Genomic DNA, 20,534 nt, shown 5'->3' with positions numbered 1-20,534 from the left:
GGCTAGTCGACGCCGGCACCCGCGGCGGACAGGGTTGCGCGCAGAACGAATCCGGCTTCGGGCCCGATGATCTCACCCACGAGCGTCAGGTAGCGGTCCAAGAACTCCTGACCGTGGGCCGGTTCACGGCGGTCCCCCGGATCGTCGGGCAGGACCGGATCGAGGTGGTGGGCCAACTCGTGCAGGATCACCAGCTCCCGAAATGCCCACGCCGTGCCGTCGTGATACTCGGGGACGGCGATGGTGGCGCAATCGGATTCGTAGTGGGCTGCACTGTTACCTGCACGGGCCCGAATGTGGACGGGTACCACTGCCCGTTCCCATCGCTGACGAACCCAGTTGAGCCCGAGTACCTGATCGATGTAGTCCTGAACGGAGTCGATGGATGCGAACCGCCGTTCGACGGGCAGCGTCACCTCCGAGCCCATCACTTCCACAGTTCGCGAGCCAAGTGTGTCGGCACGATCGAACATGTTGCGCACCAATAGTTCCGATTCGTATACGAGTGTGCGCTTCGAATCGCGCCCGGCTTTCACGGGAGCCGCTTCGTGGCGACGCCCAGCTCGGGCGAGTTCCCCAACCGTGCGGTGCGTGCGGCCCGGTCCCCCGCGCGTCTGGCCGACGAGGAATGACCGGCGGACGCCTTCGCGCCACGCCAGGTACCACGGGCGCGGGACTCCGACCGGTAATAGTCGCGCAACTCCAACTCCTTGCCGCGCAGGGCCACAGCCGTGCCCGGGATGTCGGCTTCGGCCATCGTCTGTGTTTCGGTCCGGGTCGCCTCCAGCCTTTTTCCGATTCGCTGCGAATAGGCGAGCTGGAAGTTCAGCCGTGCCGTCACCCCGGCGACCGGTCGCCGGACCTTCGTCTGGACCCGGCGGTGTCCACGCCGCTCCGTCACGGTCCGCAGAGTGGTTTCGCTGCGGTACTCCCCCGACTTGATGTAGGCATCGGACGCTCGCACCATCTGGACCAGCAAGCTCGAATACAGCGCCTCGCAGGTGTCGATGTCGGAGGCGAAACCGTAGGCGTAGATGACAGCCGAACTCTGCGCGATGTCGCACTGCACGTCGTTCGCAGCTGCGATCACCAGAAACAGCTGGGCATACGTACGCAAACCCTTCTTGCCCGGCTCGCCGACGGTGATCAGCCGCTGTGTCGGTGTGATTCGCTTCTCCCGGCCGGATGCGTGTGCCCGGGCCACGGCGAGGTCGATGGAAGCCGTGGTCGCCAGGCGCTGGGCGGCTGCCATGAAGGCGTCGCTCTCGTGCGGGTTGTCGGTGGATTCCGCCTGCCTCAGGAGTCCACCGATGCGGGTCAACATCTTCTCCGAACTCACGTGGGCGATACTAGGCCCCCAAAGTGATACCGGGCGCCTGCGCCACCGGCGCCCACCCACTTCGACTCGGATCGTCCGGCACGTTCCTGCCGGTAGAAGGGACCCACACTCATGGCGACAGTGACCTACGACCGCACCACCTGCCTGTTCCCCGGCTCGGACAAGCCGGCTGTGGACACGCTGGATCTGCAGATCGAGGACGGTGAGTTTCTCGTCCTCGTGGGCCCGTCGGGCTGCGGGAAGTCGACGTCGCTGCGCATGCTGGCAGGTCTCGAACCGGTTCACAGCGGCCGCATCCTCATCGGCGACAAGGATGTGACGGTCCAGGAGCCGAAGGAACGCGACATTGCGATGGTGTTCCAGAACTACGCCCTCTACCCGCACATGTCGGTCGCGGAGAACATGGGATTCGCGCTGAAGCTGGCGGGAACGCCGAAGTCGGATATTCGCGCGCGGGTGCAGGACGTGGCGAAGCTGCTCGACCTCGAGGAGTACCTCGATCGCAAGCCCAAGGCGCTCTCCGGTGGTCAGCGCCAGCGTGTGGCGATGGGCCGCGCCATCGTCCGCCAGCCGCAGGTGTTCCTCATGGACGAGCCGTTGTCCAACCTGGACGCGAAACTGCGTGTGCAGACGCGCACTCAGATCGCTCAGCTGCAGCGTCGCCTGGAAACGACGATGGTGTACGTGACGCACGACCAGGTGGAAGCGATGACGATGGGTGACCGCGTGGCCGTTCTCCGTGACGGACAGCTGCAGCAGTGTGCCACCCCGCGCGACCTGTACAACCGTCCGACGAACCTGTTCGTCGCAGGTTTCATGGGGTCGCCTTCGATGAACCTGTTCACCCTGCCACTCGCCGAGCAGGGAGTGGTACTCGGGGACACCGTCATTCCGGTGCCGCGGCAGCTTCGCGGTGACAACGCAGAGTCCGAGGTGGTCGTCGGTGTGCGCCCCGAGCACCTGGAACTCGGGAGCGAGGGCATCCCGATGGACGTGGACGTGGTCGAGGAGCTCGGCTCGGACGCCTACATCTACGGCCACACCACGGTCAACGGTGTCGGCCAGGAGATCGTGGCCCGCGCAGACTGGCGGAACCCGCCGAGCAAGGGCGAATCCGTGAAGCTGCACGTCGACCCGGAGCAGCTGCACCTGTTCTCGGCAGTGGACGGTCGCCGTCTGGGCAGGTGAGGGGTCGATATGTCCCGGCGAGCAGGGTATGACACGCTCCTGACCGATTCAGGTCGGGGGTAATGCCCCTTTTTCGGGTGGTCCGTGCCACAGTATGTTCCGACACCGCGACAGGTGCTGTAGGTCCGTCATGCCGGTCGCGGGTTCATCCGCCTACCAACGGGGAGTACTCCATGGTTCAGATTTCGAGAGCGGTTCGCCGCGTCGCTGTGCTTGCCACGGCTGCGTCGCTGGTGACGCTCACCGCATGTTCGTCCGACAGTGGCGATGCCCAGTCGGAGAACCTCGACGCTCGCGGCCCCATCACGTTCGCGATGGGCAAGAACGACACCGGCAAGCTGCTTCCCATCATCGACAAGTGGAACGCCGCGCACCCCGAAGAGCAGGTCGAGTTGGCGGAACTTCCCGGTGAGGCGGATTCGCAGCGTGCCCGGCTCGTCCAGTCGTTGCAGGCCGGCAACTCCGACTACGACGTGATGGCGCTCGACGTCACCTGGACCGCGGAGTTCGCCGCGAACGGGTGGCTGCAGCCGCTGACCGGCGATCTGGCGATCGACACGTCCGGATTGCTCCCGGCGACGGTCGAGAGTGCGACCTATCGGGACGTCCTGTACGCGGGTCCGCAGAACACCAACGCACAGCTGCTCTACTACCGCACCGACCTGGTGCCCGAGGCCCCCGCGGACTGGAAGGCGCTGACCGACAGCTGCGCCGTCGCAGCCGAGAACAACGTGGACTGCCTGATCACCCAGCTCAAGCAGTACGAGGGGCTGACCGTGAACACCACGCAGGCCATCAACTCGTGGGGCGGTTCGGTCGTCGGTGATGACGGCAGCACCCCCGAGGTCGAGTCGCCGGAGGCCAAGGCAGGCCTGCAGGCTCTCGTCGATGCCTACGCGGCTGGGCAGATCGCGAAGACGGCCACCAGCTCCACCGAAGAGGAGACGAACCTGACGTTCGTCGACGGCGAGGCCATGTACGCCTACAACTGGCCGTACATGTACAGCAACGCCGCCAAGGACGGTTCCGCCGTACAGGGCAAGTTCGCCGTTGCGCCGATCGTCGGCCCGAACGGACCCGGTGCGTCGACGCTCGGTGGCTACAACAACGCCATCAACGTGAACTCCGAGGCCAAGGCCACCGCGCACGACTTCATCGAGTTCGTGCAGAGCCCGGAAAGTCAGACGTTCTTCGCGGACAACTCGTTCCCGCCCGTCCTGGCCAGCGTGTACGACGACGAGTCGCTCATCGCCGAGTACCCGTTCCTGCCGGCCCTGAAGGCGGCTCTCGAGAACGCCGTTCCGCGTCCGGTCACCCCGTACTACAGCGACATCAGCCGTGCGATCCAGGAGAACGCGTACGCCGCGATCACCGGTGAGAAGTCGGTGGGCCAGGCGATGACGGACATGTCGGCGGCCATCGAGGTTGCTTCCAAGTAGTTCGTTCGGATTCGAGAAGAGGGACCGGGTAACAAGACGATGCTTGACACCGCTGAGCGGACGCAGGACGACGAGCCGTTGGCAGCGCCACGCAAGAAGCGGGATCGGCGGGCCCTGTGGCTCATCGGGCCGACGATGCTCATTCTTGCGGTCGTCATCTTGTACCCGGTCCTTCGTGCGATCTACCTGTCCTTCCAGGAGGACAAGGGGATCGACCCTGCCACGGGCAGATTCACCGAGGGCGGATTCGCCGGTTTCGACAACTATTTGTTGTGGCTCACCGGGAACTGCGGTACGGGTGTGGGTTCGTGCCCGCCCGGTGTGCTCGCCGCCAACTTCTGGCCGTCGGTCGGGATCACGTTCTTCTTCGCGGTCGTCACCGTGTCCATCGAGGTCCTCCTCGGGCTGTGGATGGCCACGGTGATGGGCCGTTCGTTCTTCGGGCGCTCCTTGCTGCGGGCCAGCGTCCTGATTCCGTGGGCGATTCCTACGGCGGTCACCGCGAAGCTGTGGTTCTTCATCTTCGCGAACGACGGGATCGTCAACAGTGTGCTCGGCACCAACATTTCCTGGACCACCGATCCCTGGGCCTCGCGGTTCGCGGTCATCATCGCGGACGTCTGGAAGACGACGCCGTTCATGGCGCTTCTCATCCTCGCGGGTCTGCAGATGATTCCGCAGGACGTGTACGAAGCCGCGAAGGTCGACGGTGCGACCGCGTGGCAGCGTTTCAAGCAGATCACCTTGCCTCTGGTGAAGCCCGCGCTGATGGTGGCGGTGCTGTTCCGCACCCTCGACGTCCTGCGCATGTACGACCTCCCCGCCATCTTGTCGGGTGTCAGCGGTGCCACCCCGACGACCACGGTGTCGATCCTCGTGGTGGCGGACATGCGGGGCGGAAACTTCAACAGCGCGTCTGCGCTGTCGACCCTTGTCTTCTTGATGATTTTTGCCGTCGCGTTCGTGATGGTGAAGTACCTCGGGGCCAACGCGGTCCGCACCCAGGACGATCAACGTAAGGGAGAAAAGTCTTGATGGCGGGCAGGCACCGGTCGCCGGAACCAGGTGACGCGGACGTGGCACGGGAAGATCCGCCGGTTCACCGTCGGCCGATCGGGCCGATTCTTCGCACGTACGGTGGCGTGATCCTCATTCTGGTGTGGGGTCTCGCCCCGTTCTACTGGATGGTGGTCACCGCTTTCCGCAGCGTGGACCACACGTTCGATACGACTCCGTGGCCGACCAACGTCACGCTCGACAACTTTCGCGAGGCGCTGTCGACGGAGAAGGGCAACGACTTTCTGGGCTCGATCGTCAACAGCTTGATCATCGGTACGGTGACCACCGCCGTGGCGTTGATGCTCGGCATCTTCACTGCCTACGCGCTCGCCCGTATCGAGTTCCGCGGAAAGTACATGGTCACCGGCATCGTGCTGGCGGCCTCGATGTTCCCCGGCGTCGCGCTGGTGACCCCGCTGTTCCAGCTGTTCGGTGATCTGAACTGGATCGGCGAGTACCAGGCTCTGATCATTCCCAACATCTCGTTCGTGCTGCCGCTGACGGTGTACACATTGACGTCGTTCATGTCGGACATGCCGTGGGAGCTCGAGGAGGCGGCCCGCGTGGACGGGGCGACCAGGGCGCAGGCTTTCCGACTCGTGATTCTTCCGCTGGCGGCGCCGGCTCTGTTCACGACCGCAATCCTCGCGTTCATCGCCACGTGGAACGAGTACATGCTCTCGAGCCAGCTGTCGACCCGCGCAACCGAGCCCGTGACGGTGGCGATCGCCCGGTTCTCCGGTGGTGACGCCTTCACACAGCCTTACACCGCGGTGATGGCTGCGGGCACCCTGGTCACGGTTCCGCTCGTCATCATGGTTCTGCTGTTCCAGCGTCGTATCGTGTCCGGTCTGACGGCCGGCGGCGTGAAGAGCTGACATGCACCCGGTTGCCAAACGTCAGCGGCTCGAGTTGCTGGTCGGGTTACTCGGATTCTTCACGTTGATGGCGTTCGTCTCGTCTGTCGTCGAGATCGTGCGCGGTACGCCGAGCGTCCTGTCGTCGGTTGTTCTGTTGGGGTGTGTGCTGCTGACGGGGTCGGCGGTCATGGCGCTTCGGCGGGCCCGAAACGGGCAGTGACTGCGACTCGAATTCGGTGCAATCGGGTCCCTCTGCGATTGCTGCGCTCGTCACAGTTGGCGGGAAACGTCAAACATAGGTATTCCTGGGTGGAAAGATCCGTCACGTTCGGATGCGCCTACCGGGAGTCAGTGAGTGAGTTCATCGACCGATCTGCCAGGTGAGGGACGCTCGTCCCGCGCCGCCGCCCGCAAGTCGAGGCGGCGTCGTAAGCCCGTCATGCGTTCGCTACTTGTGGTTGCCGTCGTGTTGCTGGTGGTTCCTGCTCTGATCATGGGTGTCGCCTACATCCGCGCCGAGGTTCCGCAGCCGGCGGATATGGAAACGAATCAGGTGGCCACGATTCTCGCTGCGGATGGCACCACCGAGATAGCAACGGTGATTCCGCCGGAGGGGAATCGCAACGAGGTGGATCTCGACCAGATACCCCAACACGTCCGTGACGCCGTACTGGCGGCCGAGGATCGCAACTTCTACTCGAATCCGGGATTTTCGGTGACCGGATTTCTGCGCGCGGCCCGTGACAACATCCTCGGCAAGGACAACGCCGGCGGCGGCTCCACCATCACTCAGCAGTACGTGAAGAATGTGCTCGTCGGCGCGGAACGCACCATCTACCGCAAAATGCGGGAACTGGTGATCTCCACGAAGATGAACAACGAGTGGTCCAAGGACGAGATCCTGGCCGCCTACCTGAACACCATCTATTTCGGTCGCGGCGCCTACGGGGTCGACGCTGCCGCACACGCGTACTTCGACAAGCCGGTGGGCGCTCTGACCCTCGAGGAGGGCGCGGTCCTCGCTGCGGTGATTCGGAGTCCCTCGTACCTGGACCCGGAAGCGAACCCGGACGAGCTCGAGGCGCGCTGGAACTACGTGCTCGACGGCATGGTCGAGATGGGCGTCCTGAGCAACCAGGATCGCGAGGACATGGAGTTGCCGCAGGCAGCACCCGCAGACCGGCCGACCGACGCCACCACCGCGCCCGGTCCTGAGGGGCACATCCGCGATCGAGTGTTGAGTGAACTGGCCGCGGCCGGTGTCAGCGAGCAGACCCTGAACACGGAGGGTTTGCAGATCACCACCACTATCGACCCGGCGGCGCAGGCCGCGGCTGTCGAATCCGTGCGCGACACGCTCGAGGGCGAAGATCCGAGCATGCAGGCCGCGGTGGTGTCCATCGATCCGCGCACCGGAGGGGTACGCGCCTACTACGGGGGTGAGGAAGGTGCCGGATACAACTACGCGCAGGCACCGTTGCAGACCGGCTCGTCGTTCAAGACGTTCGGCCTCGTCGCGGCGCTCGAGCAGGGTATTCCGCTGTCGGCACGGTACAGCAGTGCACCGCTGACGGTGGGAGACCTCGAGATCGGCAACGTCGAGGGCGAATCGTGTGGAGTGTGCACCATTGCGGAGGCCACCAAGCGGTCGTTGAACACCAGTTTCTACCGCCTGATGATGTCGATGGAGAACGGCCCTCAATCCATCGCCGACGCGGCACACAAGGCCGGCATCCCCGAACACATTCCGGGCGTGGAAGGGCCCACCCTCAGTCACGAAGGTGGTCCACCGCAGGGTGGAATCGTGTTGGGTCAGTATCTTTCCCGACCCATCGACATGGCATCCGCATATGCGACGCTCGCCGCGTCGGGCATCTATCACGAGCCGTACTTCGTGCAGAAGGTGGTGACGTCCGACGGCGAGGTGCTGCTGGATCGCCCGCCGGGCCCCGGTGAGCGCCGCATCGACGCGGCCGTGGCCGACAACGTCACCCAAGCCCTGATGCCGGTCGCGGCCTATTCGCGAGGTCACGCGTTGGCCGGTGGGCGTCCTTCGGCGGCAAAGACCGGCACCACCCAGCTCGGTGACACCGGTGAGAACAAGGACGCCTGGATGGTCGGGTACACGCCGTCCCTGTCGACGGCGGTGTGGCTCGGTACCGCGGATGGCAGTGCCCTCACAAACAGTTGGGGTGGGCTGGTCTACGGGTCGAGCCTGCCGTCGGACATCTGGAAGGGCACCATGGACGGCGCCCTCGAGGGCACGGATTGGGAAGAGTTCCCGTGGCCGGACCCGATCGGTGGTCAGGCAGGTGTGCCGAGTTACAGCGGAACCAGCAGTGATGGCGACAGTTCCAGTGGAAGCAGCGACAACACCACCGGTCCGGGGAACACCGCCGGAGGTGAAGCCACTCCGCCGCCACCTGGCCAATCTCCGGTGCCCCCGGTGCAGGTGCCGCCCGTGGAGATACCGACCCCACCTCCACCACCTCGACAGGTGGAGATCCTTCCGGGTGTGGTGATCCCTCTCCCCGGTGGCTGACGCCTGTGCGCGGCCAAGGAGTCCAGAGACTCGTCAACCGCGCACAGGGGCGCCGACCCTATTGAACCTCGTATTCGTCCACATGGAAGGCGAGGATGGTCGGGGCACTGTCATCGGTGTCCGGGCCGCTGCCGCGGAACTCCTCCAGCGATGCGCGGTCCGTCCACCGTTCGCTGACGTTGACGCGACCCGGATCAAGCGAATCCGCTCCGACACTGAAGTCGAGGCAACCTGGCGTTCTGCGCGCCAATTCCACGGCTGCGGAACTGAGTTCGACGTGACGATCTCTATCGGCCGGTTCGAGGGTCAGATGCCCGATGACGATGATCATGCACTCTCCCGTCTGTGCTGTGTCAGGGCCGGGCGGCGATCAGCACCGGTTCCGAGCCCGCGGGGACGGCCGCGGTCCGCATAAACGACTGTGCGCGGTTGAGGAGTCCGGAGACTCGTCAACCGCGCACAGGTGCGCAGCGCCTATTAGGCCTCGACGATGAAGGCTTCCAGCTCGGCACGAGCCTTGTCGTCGGCCATCTGGACTGGCGGGGACTTCATCAGGTATGCGGATGCCGGGTAGACCGGTCCGCCGATGCCGCGATCCTTGGCGATCTTGGCGGCGCGGACGGCGTCGATGATGATGCCGGCGGAGTTCGGGGAGTCCCAGACCTCGAGCTTGTACTCCAGGTTCAGCGGGGCGTCACCGAAGGCGCGACCCTCGAGGCGGACGTATGCCCACTTGCGGTCGTCGAGCCACTCCACGTAGTCCGAGGGACCGATGTGGACGTTGCGGTCGTGGACCTTGCCCGCGAGCGAACCGGTGAGGTTGGACGTCACCGCCTGGGTCTTGGAGACCTTCTTGGATTCGAGGCGGTCGCGCTCGAGCATGTTCTTGAAGTCCATGTTGCCGCCGACGTTGAGCTGGTACGTGCGGTCCAGCACGACTCCGCGGTCCTCGAACAGCTTCGCCATCACGCGGTGGGTGATGGTGGCACCGACCTGGCTCTTGATGTCGTCGCCGACGATCGGGACACCGGCGTCCTTGAACTTGGCAGCCCACTCCGGGTCGGAGGCGATGAAGACGGGCAGCGCGTTGACGAACGCCACGTCGGCGTCGATGGCGGCCTGGGCGTAGAACTTGTCGGCCTCTTCCGAGCCGACGGGGAGGTAGGACACGAGGACGTCGACCTCGGCGTCCTTCAGGGCCTTCACCACGTCGACGGGCTCGGCGTCGGAAACCTCGATGGTCTCGGAGTAGTACTTGCCGACACCATCGAGAGTGGGACCACGCTGGACGACCACGTCGGACGGTGGGACGTCCGTGATCTTGATGGTGTTGTTCTCGCTGGCGAGGATGGCCTCGGAGAGGTCGAAGCCGACCTTCTTGGCGTCCACGTCGAAGGCGGCGACGAACTTCACGTCACGGACGTGGTACCCGCCGAACTTCACGTGCATCAAGCCGGGCACGCTGGCGTTCTCGTTGGCATCCTTGTAGTACTGCACGCCCTGAACCAAGGACGAGGCACAGTTGCCCACTCCCACAATGGCGACGCGCACTGCGCGCGCCCCGGCGGTGTTGTTCTCACCCATGGTCGGGTTCTCCTTCTTTCTTGTGCGTTGCTGTTGACTGTTCAGCGGCAATCAGTTCGTTGAGCCAGCGGACTTCGCGTTCGCTGGACTCGAGTCCGAGCTGGTGCAGCTGACGGGTGTATCGGTCCAGTGACGAACTCGCGCGTCCGATGGCAGCTCGGAGACCTTCGCGGCGTTCTTCGACCTGGCGACGTCTGCCTTCGAGAATCCGCATCCGCGCTTCGGCGGGGGTGCGGCTGAAGAAGGCGAGATGAACGCCGAATCCATCGTCGGTGTAGTTCTGTGGACCTGTGTCGGCTACGAGCTCGGCGAACCGTTCTTTGCCGACGGGTGTGAGTTGGTACACGCGGCGGGCTCGGCGTTTGACGGCCGCCGGTGCACCAGTATTTTCGGCGATCAGCCCGTCGGCCTGCATGCGCCGCAGCGTGGGATACAGAGACCCGTAGGAGAACGCGCGAAACGCTCCCAGTAGCCCGGTCAACCGTTTCCGCAGCTCGTATCCGTGCATGGGTGACTCATGGAGGAGCCCGAGAATTGCGAGTTCGAGCAGTGTCCTCACCTCCTGAGTTCGTTTCTGTACCCGATGTGCACGTATTCGATGAGCCGATGTATCCGATGCGATTACAAACTATATCGCAGCGATATATACGAGCATACGTGGGCCAGGTTACCTGTGACAATCGGTCACACGCTGCAGGTGCGTGTTCCGGGGAATGCCCGGCTCGCTGTTGGGGTAGATGTCCGAATTCAGGTCGTCCCCACCGTGCCGATCCGTCCCCGAACCTCGTTCCCCGAGTCGGACGCACGTACTCTGGTCACCGTGCGGTTACAACGGCAGGTGGTGGACTATGCGCTTCGGCGTCGGTCGCTACTGGCCGAGGTCTATTCGGGCAGGACGGGCGTCAAGGAAGTCTGTGACGCAGATCCCTACCTGTTGCGAGCCGCAAAGTTCCACGGCCGGGGCAGCGATGTCATGTGCCCCATCTGCCGCAAAGAACAGTTGACCCTCGTTTCGTGGGTTTTCGGCGAAAAACTGGGGGCTGTCTCCGGTTCGGCGAGAACTCCCGACGAGCTGGTGCGATTGGCGGCAACTCAGGAAGAATTCTCAGTTCATGTCGTGGAGGTGTGCCGGACGTGCAACTGGAACCATCTGGTTCAGTCGTACATCCTGGGTTCGATACCGGCACCCAAACGACCACGGCGATCGTCGGCGAGGGCACGCCCTCCTGGTCGGCGGACGGCGAGCGAGTAGGCCACAGCCCTTCGGGTGGGGCCGCAACGCGCGCGGCCGGATTCCGATGGATGCAAGACAGGACCGACCGGTCCACGACCCCCGATCAGTCAATGACTCTGGAGATTTGTACGTGAGTTTCCCCCGCAACGACGGACCGGGTGGCCGCCCGCCCCGACATGATGGACCACCCCCACGCCAGGGCCGTCCGATGGGTCCGCCCCCGCAAGGTCAGCCGCCTCGCCGTCAGGGTCCACCACCCCAGGGGCGTCCGATGGGCCCGCCTCCGCAGGGCCGCCCGGTGGGGCCACCGCCTGGTCGCCGACCCGGAGGGCCTCCACCCGGCGGACGTCACGGTGCTCCGCAGGGACCCAATCCGCGTCAGGGTCCCTCGGGTCCGCCACGTCGGCAGTCTCCTCCGCCTCAGCGTGGGGTTCGTCCGGCTCCGCGCAACGCTCCATCTGCCGGTGCGCGTCCGCCCGGAGGTCGGCCGCCCGGCCCACCTCCACGTACGGGTGGTGGTTCCGGTGGCGGCAACGGTGGTCAGCCGCCGAGGAAGAAGCCTGTGAACAAGAAGAAGTCGTCTCGGTGGAGGACCGTCCGACGCACTGCCTACACACTCGTGGCGCTGGGAATGGTGATCCCAGTTCTGGCGTTCATGGCTGCCTATGTGATGCAGGACGTACCCGAGCCGGGTGAACTGCAGACCAACCAGGTCGCCACCATCTACGGGTCGGACGGAACGTCGGTGATCTCGAAGATCATTCCCCCCGAAGGCAACCGCACCGAAGTCACCCTCGACCAGGTTCCGGTCGACGTGCGTAATGCGGTGCTGGCCGCGGAAGACCGGAACTTCTATTCCAATCCCGGCTTCTCGGTCACCGGTTTTGCCCGTGCAGCCCGCGACCACCTTCTCGGTAGGGAAGACGCAGGTGGTGGGTCCACGATCACGCAGCAGTATGTGAAGCAGGCCGTGGTCGGCACCGAGCGCACCATTACGAGAAAGCTCGAAGAGCTGGTCATCTCGTCGAAGATGGCTCGTGAATGGTCGAAGGACGACATCCTCGCGGCGTACCTCAACACCATCTACTTCGGTCGCGGTGCGTACGGCATCGCGTCGGCTTCGAAGGCGTACTTCGACAAGCCGGTGCAGGAGTTGACGTTGGAGGAGGGCGCCGTTCTGGCTTCGTCGATTCGTCTCCCGTCCCTGCTGGATCCGGCGAACAACCCGGACGGGGCGCTGGCGCGGTGGAACTACGTGCTCGATGGCATGGTCACCGCCGGCACCCTCGACCAGGCAAAGAGGGAAACGCTGCAGTACCCGGCATACCAACCTCTCAGCCAGGTCGACAACGGCGGCGGCGCGTCCGGCCCGGACGGGCACATCCAGACGCAGGTGCTGCAGGAGTTGAGTGAGGCCGGCATCGGCGAGACGCTGCTCAACCAAGCGGGTCTCGAGATCACCACGACGATCGACCCGAAGGCGCAGGCGGCTGCCGTCGAGGCGGCCCGCTCGAACCTGGACGGACAACCAGAGAAGCTCGAGACGGCTGTCGTCTCGATCGATCCGCGCACCGGTGGGGTCCGGGCCTATTACGGCGGCGAGGTGGGCCACGGCTACGACTTCGCGAACGCCGGCCTGCAAACGGGCTCGTCGTTCAAGGTCTTCGGCCTGGCCGCCGCTCTCGAACAGGGCATTCCGTTGTCGGCGATGTACGACAGCTCCGAGATGACCGTCAACGGCATCGACATCAGTAACGCGGGCGGTTCGACGTGCGGCACCTGCACCATCGCCGAAGCGTTGAAGCGTTCGCTGAACACGAGCTTCTACCGGCTGATGCTCGACCTCGACGGCGGCCCCCAGGCGGTGGCCGACATGGCACACCAGGCCGGTATCCCCGAGGAGGTCCCGGGGGTGGGACCGACCCTGGTCGGGCCGAACGGTGAAGCCCCGAACAACGGCATCGTGCTGGGTCAGTACCTGTCTCGACCCATCGACATGGCGTCTGCTTATGCCACTTTCGCTGCATCGGGAACGTTCCACGAGCCGTACTTCGTGCAGAAGGTCACGACCTCGGACGGCACGGTGCTGCTCGATCGTTCGAACGAGCAGACCGGTCAGGAGCGGGTCGGCGAGGATATCGCGGACAATGTCACTGCGGCGATGGAGCCCATCGCGGAGTACTCGCGCAATCACGGGCTGGACGGAGGACGCCCGTCGGCGGCGAAGACGGGTACCGCGCAGCTCGGCACCACCGGTGAGAACAAGGATGCGTGGATGGTCGGCTACACGCCGTCGCTGTCCACCGCCGTGTGGGTCGGTACGTCCGAAGGAACCGCGATTCAGACCAGTGGGGGTGCCTCCATCTACGGTTCGGGTCTGCCGTCGGACATCTGGAAGGACACCATGGACGGTGCGCTCGAAGGCACCCCGGAGGAGGAGTTCCCGGAGCCGGGCAAGATCGCCGGGCAAGCCGGTGTCCCGTCGTACACAGCGCCGTCGCCGACCACCACCGAAGCCCCGACCAGCACGTTCCAGCTGCCGACCGAGCTGATTCCGCCGGTGCAGGTGACGCCCAAGCCGGTGGAGATCCTTCCGGGTATCACCATTCCGATTCCCGGGCTCGTGCCGCGTGAACCCCAGCAAGCTCCCCGGAACGGAGCCAACAGTGGACAGGATGCGCCCGGTGCCGGAGGGCCGGGAAATTCCGGCAACGGCGACGGCTACAGCAGTGGCGACAGTTACGGAAGCCCCGGCAACGGCGGCGGGCCGAACAGCGAAGCCGACGATGGTCAGCTGATTCCCGGTCGGTAGTACCCGGTAGCCTCGCGGAGTGACCGTGACCCCTCCTCCACACCGGCACCAGGAGCGCGGCGACGTTGCGGCGGTGTCGCCGGGGCCGCTGGCAACCGACCGGCGGTCGGCCGATTGGCGGGACGTACCCAGCCGTACCGATCCGGTGGTCGGTCGGCTCTCCGAGATGGTGGGCGGGCCGATCGGGCGGCATGCGGTCGTCGGGCGCACGAGGTTCTTCACCCCGATGCGGGTGATCTTGCTGCTCGCCGTCGTGTTCCTGGCCTTCGGTTGGTTCTCCAAGGCTGCCTGTATCCAGCAGGCTCCCGTCGGTCCGGACGGTGCGCTCGGACTCGACTGGAGTGGCAGCAGGCAGTACGTCGCGATGTGCTACTCGGACACGGTGCCGCTGTACGGGGCGGAGCGTCTGAACGAGGGCGCCTTCCCCTACAAGAAGTGGTGGGAAGAGGAGCGTCCGGACGGTTCGGTTCAGCGACGGTACATGGAGTATCCGGTGATATCCGGTCTGTACCAGTACGTTTCGATGACCGTGGCGAAAGCCTGGGACGCCACCTCGTTCCTTCCGGGGGCGTTGCAGGTGGCGTTGTACTTCAACGTCGTCGCGTTCGGTCTGGCGTTGGCGTGGTTGGTGACCGTCTGGGCGACGGCGCTTCTGGCAGGCCGACGGGTGTGGGATGCGGCGCTGGTCGCCTGCTCTCCGCTCGTCGCGGTGCACGCCTTCACGAACTTCGATCTGCTGGCCACGGGATTTGCGGCCACCGGACTCCTGGCGTGGGCGCGCAAACGTCCTGTGCTTGCCGGTGTCCTGTTGGGTCTCGGTGGTGCGACCAAGCTGTTCCCACTGCTGTTGCTCGGACCCCTGCTGGTGCTGTGCCTGCGATCCGGGAAGATTCGTGACTGGTCTCGATCCGCCCTTGCTGCTGTAGCGGCCTACGTGGTGGTCAACCTGCCGATCGCCGTCCTGTTCCCCCGTGGCTGGGTCGAGTTCTTCCGGCTCAACTCCGAACGCGGCGCCGACCCCGATTCGATCTACAACGTGATCTCGTCGTTCACCGGGTGGGGTGGTTTCGACGGTCCGTTGGCTCCGGGGCAGGGGCCCACCATCCTGAACGCGGTGTCGCTGCTGCTGTTCGTCCTCGTATGCGTGGGCGTCGGCTACGTGGCCCTCACCGCGCCGACGCGGCCGCGCGTCGCCCAACTGTGTTTTCTGCTGGTGGCCGGGTTTCTCCTCACCAACAAGGTGTGGAGCCCGCAGTATTCGCTGTGGCTGGTCCCCTTGGCGGTGCTGGCGTTCCCGCACACGCGAATCCTGCTGGCGTGGATGACGGTCGACGCCCTCGTGTGGGTGCCGCGCATGTACTACTACCTCGGTGAATCCAACAAGGGATTGCCGGAACAGTGGTTCACCGCCACCGTCCTCATCCGCGATGTGGCTGTCGTGATCATCTGCATTCTGATCCTCCGGCAGATCTATCGGCCCGGCACGGACCTCGTGCGTTACGGATTCATCGACGATCCTGTCGGCGGTGTGCTGGATCAGACCGACGATCATCCCCCGAAGTGGTTGCCGAAGTTCCTGCGTCCGAGAGCGGACCGCGGGGCGTCCGGGGACGAACTGCGGCTTCGTGAGGAGGGTGGGATCGTTCCCGCCGGTTGACGGGTTCTCCGGTGCGGTCTCGGGTCGGCGTGTGATTCAACTGTTACCTGTTCACAGTAACCGGGGGGGGGGTGCGCCGATGTCACTGGAAATCGCCGGATGAAATGTGGCTGGCCGAAGGGACGGATCGATGCGACGAACAGGTTCTTCGCGACCGAACGTGGGTGTGGGCAATGACGAGTCGACGTGTGCGAGGGATCCTCACCTGCGGAGGCTGTCCGGTGTCGCGGCCGCCGGGCTCCTGGTGGGGGTACTCGTGGGCTGACGGGATCACCTGCTTCCGCGGTTCGCACGGCTTCACACTGGGCCGCCACACCAACACACTGTTCTGAGGTACGGCCTCGATTTCCCTGGTCACGGGATTTCCGTGTACCCTGCAAAGGTTGCTGACGCAACGACCCTCCTGTCACGGACAGCCCGTGACCGTTTCACTAGTCCATAGGAGGTGATGAGGTCTTATGCGTCATTACGAATTGATGGTCATCCTGGACCCCAGCCTGGACGAGCGCACTGTTGCTCCTTCGCTGGATACGTTCCTCAATGTTGTTCGCCAAGAAGGCGGCAATATCGACAAGGTCGATGTTTGGGGCAAGCGTCGTCTCGCTTACGAGATCCTGAAGCACACAGAAGGCATCTACGCGGTGGTCGACATCACTGCGACGCCTGACACCGTCAACGAGCTCGATCGTCAGCTCGGCCTGAACGAGTCGGTGCTTCGTACGAAGGTTCTGCGCCACAACAAGTGATCTCTGTCGGGCCGGGCCTCTAGGCTCGGTGCCAACCGAATTTCACATTACGCAGGAGGAACCACATGGCAGCAGGCGACACCGTCATCACCGTCATCGGAAACCTGACGGCTGATCCGGAGCTTCGTTTCACCCCCGCAGGTGCTGCGGTTGCGAATTTCACGATCGCATCCACACCTCGCCTCTTCGACCGTCAGACCAATGAATGGAAAGACGGCGAGGCGCTGTTCATGCGCTGCAACATTTGGCGCGAGGCAGCAGAGAACGTGGCGGAGACCTTGACCCGTGGCTCGCGAGTGATCGCGAGCGGCCGGCTCAAGCAGCGCTCGTTCGAAACGCGTGAAGGTGAGAAGCGCACTGTTGTCGAGCTCGAGGTCGACGAGATCGGCCCCTCGCTGAAGTACGCCACGGCAAAGGTCAACAAGACCTCGCGCGGTGGTGGCGGAGGCGGATTCGGTTCCTCCGGCGGATCGGGCGGTGGACGTCCCCAGGCGGCAGCGGCCGGCGGAGACGATCCTTGGGGCAGCGCGCCTCAGGCATCGGGTTCCTTCGGTGGTTCCGCTGGGAGCGACGAGCCCCCGTTCTGATCCGTACCTGATCGGAACGTCTGAGAAAAGAGTAAGCAAATGCCGAAGCCGCCCTTGCGCGACAAGGTAGTGAAGAAGAAGGTCTGCACCTTCTGCAAAGAGAAGAACTCGCAGATCGACTACAAGGACACGACGCTGCTGCGTAAGTACGTCAGCGATCGCGGAAAGATCCGTGCGCGCCGTGTCACCGGTAACTGCGTCCAGCACCAGCGCGACGTGGCCATGGCCGTCAAGAACTCGCGTGAGGTTGCCCTGCTTCCTTACGCCTCAGTGGCTCGCTAAGGAAAGGGAGGAAAGACATGAAGCTCATCCTCACCGCTGCAGTGGACAACCTCGGTGCGCCTGGCGACACCGTTGAGGTCAAGGACGGATACGGCCGCAACTTTCTGCTGCCCCGCGGACTGGCGATCGTTGCCACTCGTGGCGCCGAGAAGCAGGTCGAGGGCATTCGTCGTTCGCAGGAAGCTCGCGCCGTTCGCGGACTCGAGCACGCCAACGAGCTGAAGCAGGCCATCGAGGGTCTCGAGTCGGTCTCGCTGTCCGTCAAGACGGCTGCCGATTCGGGCAAGCTGTTCGGTTCGGTCAAGGCCTCCGACGTCGCCGACGCCATCAAGGCCGCCGGCGGACCGGTCGTCGACAAGCGCAACATCGTGCTGCCGAAGGCTCACATCAAGGCGACAGGCAAGCACGCCATCGTCGTGAACCTGCATCCCGATGTGGTTGCGAAGTTCGACCTGAACGTCGTCGCGAGCTAGCCTCCGCGGCGCCTCCAGGCGCATGTACGAAGGTCCCCGCGCACCATGTGTGCGGGGACCTTCGCATGGATTGGGGCCGTGACTGGAAGTTAACGGGCCCCTCGAGGACATGTGAGGTGCGTCATACCGCCGTTCACGGCCCATTTACTCAACACGCCCGAGTTGTCAACACGGAGGACACGCCGGGATGAGGGTAATCCACATGGTTTGAACAGTGTGAACACTCTCCGACCTGCGCTTACATGGGTGTGAGATGTACTTATCCTCAGGTTGTCCCCATGGGGTTAACAAACCTACCCAGGAGTTTCCACAATTTGTCCACAGCTGTGTACACAAGCTGGTTTGAACACTGCTGGGCAAATCCCTAACGTCGTCCCGGCGTGTCTGCACGCGGGTGCGGCGGAGGCCGTCCAAGGCCTGCGATCGTTGTCGGTGAGGTCGCGTAGAACATGTTTGGTGCCAATCACCGAACGAGCACATTCGGTGTCGTGCAACAGCGACGGGGAAGGTCGGGCGAGTGGCTGTAGTAGACGATCGGGGACGGTCCGGCTACCCGGATGCGCCGGAAGAGCCCACCGAAGAATTCGGTCGGCAGCCACCGCAGGACATGGCTGCGGAGCAGTCCGTGCTGGGCGGCATGCTGCTGAGCAAGGACGCCATCGCGGACGTCCTCGAGGTCCTTCGGCCGGGCGACTTCTACCGGCCGGCGCACCAGTCGGTGTACGACGCCATCCTCGACCTGTACAGCCGCGGCGAGCCTGCCGACCCCGTGACAGTGTCGGCGGAGCTGGATCGTCGCGGCGAACTCCGTCGTGTCGGTGGCGCCCCGTACCTCGTCACGCTGACGCAGACGGTGCCCACTGCGGCCAACGCCGGTTTCTATGCCGAGATCGTGGCGGAGAAGTCCGTTCTGCGCCGCCTGGTTGATGCGGGTACCCGCATCGTTCAGTACGGCTACACGGGCTCGGACGGTCAGGACGTTGCCGAGGTGGTGGACCGCGCGCAGGCCGAGATCTTCGAGGTCACCGAACGCCGCACCACCGAGGACTTCGTGCCGCTCGACGAGCTGCTGCAGCCCACGATGGACGAAATCGACTCCATCGCCAGCCGTGGCGGCATCTCACTCGGTGTGCCCACCGGATTCAAGGATCTGGACGAGGTCACCAACGGCCTGCACCCCGGTCAGATGATCATCGTTGCGGCGAGACCTGGTGTAGGCAAGGCACTGGCGTTGAACACTCCCCTGGCAACGCCGACCGGGTGGACCACCATGCATGCGGTCCAGGTCGGTGACCACCTCATCGACGCCGACGGCAAGCCCACCCGCGTCGTGGCTGCAACAGAAGTGATGGAGGGGCGCCCCTGCTACGAGGTCGAGTTCTCGGACGGCACCGTCATTGTCGCCGACGAACAGCACCAGTGGTTGACGGAGCCGGGCGGCGTGCCGGGTGTGCGTACCACTGCCCAGGTCGCGGAGTCGATCAGCGATGGTCACATGGTCCGCAACGCGAGTTCGCTGCAGTTGCCCGAGCAGAAGCTTGCCGTCGACCCATACGCGGTCGGTGTCATGCTGGCGGCCAACGGCCCGCTCGAAGCGGAAGTGCTGATGCGGGCCAGCGGAGCATTCGACGCCGTCGCTGTTGACCGGATCCCGGCCAGCTACCTTCGTGGCTCCGAAGCGCAACGTCGTGAGTTGCTTGCGGGTCTGCTCGACGTAGCTGGGTCGGTGGCGGACGATGGCTCGGTCCACGTCGGCGCCGCGGGTGGTCTGGGTAGTGACGTTCAACAGTTGCTGGTCGGCTTGGGCTACGTGTGCATTGTCGGTGACAGCCGACTGTCGTTCGCGGCCGACGAGGACGTTTTCACACTTCATCGCAAGGCGGTGGCGCACAAGGAGCTTCGCATCCCCTCGGCGGCGTCGCGGTACATCGTGGATGTCCGCAAGGTCGACAGTGTTCCGGTGCGTTGTGTCGAGGTCGATAACCCGGCCCACTTGTATTTGGCAGGCGCGTGGATGGTGCCGACCCACAATTCCACGCTCGGCATGGACTTCCTGCGGTCGTGCTCCATCACGCATGGCATGTCGAGTGTCATTTTCTCCCTCGAGATGAGTAAGACCGAGATCGTGATGCGTCTGCTGTCGGCGGAGGCGAAGATCAAGCTCGGCGATATGCGCTCGGGCAAGATGACCGACGACGACTGGACGAAGCTGGCTCGCCGGATGAGTGAGATCAGTGAGGCGCCGCTGTTCGTCGACGACTCTCCCAACCTCACGATGATGGAAATCCGTGCCAAGGCAAGGCGTTTGAAGCAGAAGCACGACATCAAACTGATCGTGGTGGACTACCTGCAGTTGATGACGTCGGGCAAGAAGGTCGAGTCACGTCAGCAGGAAGTGTCCGAATTCTCCCGTAGCCTCAAGCTTTTGGCGAAGGAACTCGAGGTTCCGGTCGTCGCGATCTGTCAGCTCAACCGTGGTCCCGAACAGCGAACGGACAAGAAGCCCATGGTTTCTGACCTTCGTGAATCTGGAAGTTTGGAACAAGATGCCGATATGGTGATCCTGTTGCACCGTCCCGATGCTTTCGAGCGGGACGACCCGCGTGGTGGCGAGGCGGACCTGATCCTCGGCAAGCATCGTAACGGTCCCACCGCGACCATCACCGTTGCGCACCAACTCCATCTGTCCAAGTTTGTGGACATGGCACGAGGATAGAGCGCGAGCCCGTTAC

General features: G+C 64.3%; 19 protein-coding genes. 14 read left to right on the top strand and 5 right to left on the bottom strand.

Features of this window, described 5'->3' with window-relative positions; translation table 11 throughout:
- Positions 1-2: 2 nt before the first annotated feature.
- Together ACZI8Q_RS18670 and ACZI8Q_RS18665 are read right to left on the bottom strand one after the other, a co-directional pair.
- Complete coding sequence (locus tag ACZI8Q_RS18670; protein ID WP_463375062.1) at positions 3-536, bottom strand: TIGR04338 family metallohydrolase; 534 nt, start codon at positions 534-536, stop codon at positions 3-5.
- The gene (locus tag ACZI8Q_RS18665) at positions 533-1,339 is read right to left on the bottom strand and encodes a DUF2786 domain-containing protein (protein ID WP_463375061.1); all 807 of its coding nucleotides are present in this window, start codon (positions 1,337-1,339) and stop codon (positions 533-535) included. The genes ACZI8Q_RS18670 and ACZI8Q_RS18665 overlap by 4 nt, the downstream gene beginning before the upstream one ends.
- A gap of 111 nt (positions 1,340-1,450) precedes the next feature.
- Here ACZI8Q_RS18665 and ACZI8Q_RS18660 point away from each other — a divergent pair, with 111 nt between their 5' ends.
- The 6 genes from ACZI8Q_RS18660 to ACZI8Q_RS18635 all read left to right on the top strand — a co-directional run bounded on the left by ACZI8Q_RS18660 (position 1,451) and on the right by ACZI8Q_RS18635 (position 8,427).
- Entirely contained in the window at positions 1,451-2,527 is a 1,077-nt protein-coding gene (locus ACZI8Q_RS18660) for an ABC transporter ATP-binding protein (protein WP_463375060.1), read from the top strand.
- Positions 2,528-2,700: 173 nt separating this feature from the next.
- Positions 2,701-3,966: an ABC transporter substrate-binding protein gene (locus ACZI8Q_RS18655; protein ID WP_463375059.1), complete on the top strand. Its 1,266-nt coding sequence runs from the start codon at positions 2,701-2,703 to the stop codon at positions 3,964-3,966.
- Positions 3,967-4,005: 39 nt separating this feature from the next.
- Entirely contained in the window at positions 4,006-5,001 is a 996-nt protein-coding gene (locus tag ACZI8Q_RS18650; RefSeq protein ID WP_463375058.1) for a carbohydrate ABC transporter permease, read from the top strand.
- Entirely contained in the window at positions 5,001-5,903 is a 903-nt protein-coding gene (locus ACZI8Q_RS18645) for a carbohydrate ABC transporter permease (protein WP_463375057.1), read from the top strand. The genes ACZI8Q_RS18650 and ACZI8Q_RS18645 overlap by 1 nt, the downstream gene beginning before the upstream one ends.
- Before the next feature lies 1 nt (position 5,904).
- A complete protein-coding gene (locus tag ACZI8Q_RS18640) occupies positions 5,905-6,105 on the top strand; it encodes a hypothetical protein (protein WP_463375056.1) in 201 nt (66 codons plus the stop codon).
- 135 nt (positions 6,106-6,240) lie between these two features.
- Positions 6,241-8,427, top strand: coding sequence for a transglycosylase domain-containing protein (locus ACZI8Q_RS18635; RefSeq protein ID WP_463375055.1), 2,187 nt, complete (start codon positions 6,241-6,243; stop codon positions 8,425-8,427).
- Between the two features lie 58 nt (positions 8,428-8,485).
- On the opposite strand, the gene ACZI8Q_RS18630 is transcribed toward ACZI8Q_RS18635, so the two are convergent.
- From ACZI8Q_RS18630 to ACZI8Q_RS18620, 3 genes are all read right to left on the bottom strand, one after another.
- Positions 8,486-8,758, bottom strand: coding sequence for a putative quinol monooxygenase (locus ACZI8Q_RS18630; RefSeq protein ID WP_463375054.1), 273 nt, complete (start codon positions 8,756-8,758; stop codon positions 8,486-8,488).
- Positions 8,759-8,904: 146 nt separating this feature from the next.
- Entirely contained in the window at positions 8,905-10,011 is a 1,107-nt protein-coding gene (locus tag ACZI8Q_RS18625; RefSeq protein WP_463375053.1) for an inositol-3-phosphate synthase, read from the bottom strand.
- Positions 10,004-10,561, bottom strand: a complete 558-nt coding sequence (locus ACZI8Q_RS18620; protein ID WP_463375084.1) for a PadR family transcriptional regulator — start codon at positions 10,559-10,561, stop codon at positions 10,004-10,006. Before ACZI8Q_RS18620 ends, ACZI8Q_RS18625 begins: the two co-directional genes overlap by 8 nt.
- 270 nt (positions 10,562-10,831) lie before the next feature.
- Between ACZI8Q_RS18620 and ACZI8Q_RS18615 the strand changes: the two genes are divergently transcribed.
- The 8 genes from ACZI8Q_RS18615 (at position 10,832) to dnaB (ending at position 20,518) form a co-directional block, all read left to right on the top strand.
- Positions 10,832-11,263 (top strand): DUF5318 domain-containing protein, encoded by a 432-nt coding sequence (locus ACZI8Q_RS18615; protein WP_463375083.1) that lies wholly within the window; start codon positions 10,832-10,834, stop codon positions 11,261-11,263.
- Positions 11,264-11,876: 613 nt separating this feature from the next.
- On the top strand, positions 11,877-14,057 hold the full coding sequence (locus ACZI8Q_RS18610; RefSeq protein WP_463375082.1) for a transglycosylase domain-containing protein: 2,181 nt from the start codon (positions 11,877-11,879) through the stop codon (positions 14,055-14,057).
- 19 nt (positions 14,058-14,076) lie between these two features.
- Positions 14,077-15,714 carry a glycosyltransferase family 87 protein gene (locus tag ACZI8Q_RS18605; protein WP_463375052.1) on the top strand — a complete coding sequence of 546 codons (1,638 nt, stop codon included), beginning with the start codon at positions 14,077-14,079 and terminating at the stop codon, positions 15,712-15,714.
- Positions 15,715-16,172: 458 nt separating this feature from the next.
- Positions 16,173-16,460, top strand: a complete 288-nt coding sequence (gene rpsF / locus ACZI8Q_RS18600) for a 30S ribosomal protein S6 (protein ID WP_463375051.1) — start codon at positions 16,173-16,175, stop codon at positions 16,458-16,460.
- A 65-nt stretch (positions 16,461-16,525) separates the two neighbouring features.
- A complete protein-coding gene (locus tag ACZI8Q_RS18595; protein ID WP_463375050.1) occupies positions 16,526-17,047 on the top strand; it encodes a single-stranded DNA-binding protein in 522 nt (173 codons plus the stop codon).
- A gap of 39 nt (positions 17,048-17,086) precedes the next feature.
- A complete protein-coding gene (gene rpsR / locus ACZI8Q_RS18590; protein ID WP_463375049.1) occupies positions 17,087-17,329 on the top strand; it encodes a 30S ribosomal protein S18 in 243 nt (80 codons plus the stop codon).
- Between the two features lie 17 nt (positions 17,330-17,346).
- The gene (rplI, locus tag ACZI8Q_RS18585; RefSeq protein ID WP_463375048.1) at positions 17,347-17,802 is read left to right on the top strand and encodes a 50S ribosomal protein L9; all 456 of its coding nucleotides are present in this window, start codon (positions 17,347-17,349) and stop codon (positions 17,800-17,802) included.
- Positions 17,803-18,319: 517 nt separating this feature from the next.
- Positions 18,320-20,518 carry a replicative DNA helicase gene (gene dnaB, locus ACZI8Q_RS18580; protein ID WP_463375047.1) on the top strand — a complete coding sequence of 733 codons (2,199 nt, stop codon included), beginning with the start codon at positions 18,320-18,322 and terminating at the stop codon, positions 20,516-20,518.
- Positions 20,519-20,534 lie beyond the last annotated feature (16 nt).

It is taken from the genome of Rhodococcus quanlei (assembly GCF_055231015.1).
The sequence above is the reverse complement of the archived record's forward strand: the minus strand, read 5'-3'. Positions and strand labels throughout refer to the sequence as shown.

Bases quoted from the DNA above. Each gene is read 5' to 3' on its own strand.
- ACZI8Q_RS18595 (WP_463375050.1), top strand. From the start codon at position 16,526: ATGGCAGCAGGCGACACCGTCATCACCGTCATCGGAAACCTGACGGCT.
- ACZI8Q_RS18610 (WP_463375082.1), top strand. From the start codon at position 11,877: ATGGTGATCCCAGTTCTGGCGTTCATGGCTGCCTATGTGATGCAGGAC.
- rplI (WP_463375048.1), top strand. From the start codon at position 17,347: ATGAAGCTCATCCTCACCGCTGCAGTGGACAACCTCGGTGCGCCTGGC.
- ACZI8Q_RS18650 (WP_463375058.1), top strand. From the start codon at position 4,006: ATGCTTGACACCGCTGAGCGGACGCAGGACGACGAGCCGTTGGCAGCG.
- ACZI8Q_RS18640 (WP_463375056.1), top strand. From the start codon at position 5,905: ATGCACCCGGTTGCCAAACGTCAGCGGCTCGAGTTGCTGGTCGGGTTA.
- ACZI8Q_RS18630 (WP_463375054.1), bottom strand. From the start codon at position 8,758: ATGATCATCGTCATCGGGCATCTGACCCTCGAACCGGCCGATAGAGAT.
- ACZI8Q_RS18655 (WP_463375059.1), top strand. From the start codon at position 2,701: ATGGTTCAGATTTCGAGAGCGGTTCGCCGCGTCGCTGTGCTTGCCACG.
- ACZI8Q_RS18625 (WP_463375053.1), bottom strand. From the start codon at position 10,011: ATGGGTGAGAACAACACCGCCGGGGCGCGCGCAGTGCGCGTCGCCATT.
- rpsF (WP_463375051.1), top strand. From the start codon at position 16,173: ATGCGTCATTACGAATTGATGGTCATCCTGGACCCCAGCCTGGACGAG.
- rpsR (WP_463375049.1), top strand. From the start codon at position 17,087: ATGCCGAAGCCGCCCTTGCGCGACAAGGTAGTGAAGAAGAAGGTCTGC.
- ACZI8Q_RS18645 (WP_463375057.1), top strand. From the start codon at position 5,001: ATGGCGGGCAGGCACCGGTCGCCGGAACCAGGTGACGCGGACGTGGCA.
- ACZI8Q_RS18660 (WP_463375060.1), top strand. From the start codon at position 1,451: ATGGCGACAGTGACCTACGACCGCACCACCTGCCTGTTCCCCGGCTCG.